We start from the raw sequence: 2,086 nt of genomic DNA, 5'->3' as shown, positions 1-2,086 counted from the left end.
GTGCAGGTCCCCGTGGATCCGTTGGGCGGGCACCGACAGTCCCCGGGCCCCGGTCCTTCCGTGCGGCTCCGTCAGCCCCGCCGCGCGCGGATCAGCGGGTGCATTGCGGGAGGCCGGAGGTCTCGCCCTTCGCGATCTTCTCCAGGGACTTCCGGGCGTCGTGGATGGTGTCCACCTTCACCAGGGTGAGGCCGTCGGGGACGTCCCGGGCCGCCGAGGAGCAGTTGTCGGCGGGGGTGAGGAAGTAGCGGGCCCCGGCGTTGCGGGCCCCGATGGTCTTCATCTGGATGCCGCCGATCGGGCCGACCTTGCCCGCGTCGTCGATGGTGCCGGTACCGGCGACGAACCTGCCGCCGGTCAGGTCCTGGGGGGTGAGCTTGTCCACGATGCCCAGGGCGAACATCAGGCCGGCGCTGGGACCGCCCACGTCGGCGAGCTCGATGTCCACCTGGAACGGGAACGTGTGGTCCGTCGCGGCCCGGATCCCGACGATGGCGTGCCCGTCGTCCTCCGCGGCGCGGGTGGTGATGACCACCTTCTCCGTGGCGGTGGGCTCCCGGCCCGCCTTCTCGGCGGCCTCGGCCTCCTTGGCGGGGACAATGGTGAATTCCACCTTCTCGCCCGCCTTGTGCTTCGTGACCAGCTCGGCCACGTCCGCCGGGGCCTTCACCGGGGTGCCGTCCACGGCCCGGATCACGTCACCGGCGTGCAGCCGGCCCTCCGAGGGGCTGTCCTTCACCACGCTGCCGACCACCACGCGGGCCGTCACCGGAATGCCGAGTTCCTTGAGGGCGGCGACCTTGGCGCTCTCCTGGGACTGGCTGAACTCCTCGGCGTTCTCCTGCGTGGACTGTTCCTCGGTCTTGCCGTCCGGATAGAGGTTCTCGTGCGGTACCACGATGTTGTCGTGGGAAATCCAACCGAAGACCGCTTCGAGCAGGTTCATGTCGTAGTCGGCGCCCGTGACGCGGACCGTGGTCATGTTCAGGTGACCACTGGTCGGATACGTCTTGTGGCCCGAGATCCGCAGGACCGGCTCGCCGTTCGCCTCACCCAGCGTGTTCACGGTGGGCCCCGGGCTCATCTCCGAATACGGGACCTTGATCATGACCCCGCAGATGAGGAACCCGATGAGCATGAACACGGAAGCGAGCATCGTCGCAGTGCGGCGTGGCATGGAACGACAGTACGGGACGGGTCAGCCCGCGTCCGAGCCGGAGGGCGCCTTGTCCATGGCCTCACGGAAACGCGCGTAACCCGCCAGCTCGGATATGTCGCCGGACGTACGGTCACGAGCTGCCCAGCCTGCCCATATCGCCGCGCCGACGGCGGCGAACAGGGGAATCAGCAGCCACGCGAGAGATGCCATTCCGTGCCTCCCAGCCCCGAGAAACGACCGCAACGGATTGATGCTGGTCATAACGCTCGCCCGCGGAGCCGGGTTACGCAAATCGGGGAGTCAGCAGGCTCCGACCCATTCCTCGGTGCCGTCGGAGAAACGCTGGTGCTTCCAGATCGGCACCTCGTGCTTGAGGTCGTCGATGAGCATCCGGCAAGCCTCGAAGGCTTCGCCGCGGTGCGGGCAGGACACCGCCACGACCACCGCCAGATCGCCCACGGACAGGTCCCCCACGCGGTGGACCGCGGCCAGCGCCCGCACCGGGAACTTCGCCACGACCCGTTCGGCCACCCGGCGCATCTCCGCCTCCGCGGAGGGGTGGCTCGAGTACCCGAGGGAGTCCACGTCGGCGCCGCCGTCGTGGTTGCGCACCGTGCCCACGAACAGGGCGGTACCGCCGGTCGCGTCGTCGCCGACGGCCCGGAACACCTCGTCGAGCGAGAGCGGGGTCTCCCGGATGGCCAGCAGCCGGATCGGGTCCGTTGCGGCCCGCTCACCGGGGTGGTCGAAGGTGGGTACGTCCATACCGACCATCGTGCCCTACGGCGACGAGCCCGCGGAATAGCCGGATCTGCCGGGGGCGCGGCGGCGCGTTGGGAGCCTCCTACAGGACCCGGCCGCGGGCCTTCCGGGCCGCGGCGGGACCCGACCCGGCGCGTCCCCGCGCGCGGGGCCGCGCCGGGCCCC

2 protein-coding genes are annotated in these 2,086 nt (G+C 70.3%); both read right to left on the bottom strand.

The window, feature by feature from the left end; genetic code table 11:
* Positions 1-91: 91 nt before the first annotated feature.
* Positions 92-1,177 carry a YlbL family protein gene (locus ABTZ17_RS36705; protein WP_352200163.1) on the bottom strand — a complete coding sequence of 362 codons (1,086 nt, stop codon included), beginning with the start codon at positions 1,175-1,177 and terminating at the stop codon, positions 92-94.
* Between the two features lie 282 nt (positions 1,178-1,459).
* A complete protein-coding gene (locus ABTZ17_RS36700) occupies positions 1,460-1,924 on the bottom strand; it encodes a molybdenum cofactor biosynthesis protein MoaE (protein WP_352200162.1) in 465 nt (154 codons plus the stop codon).
* Positions 1,925-2,086 lie beyond the last annotated feature (162 nt).

It is taken from the genome of Streptomyces sp. NPDC097619 (assembly GCF_040302735.1).
Lineage (GTDB): Bacteria > Actinomycetota > Actinomycetes > Streptomycetales > Streptomycetaceae > Streptomyces.
The sequence above is the reverse complement of the archived record's forward strand: the minus strand, read 5'-3'. Positions and strand labels throughout refer to the sequence as shown.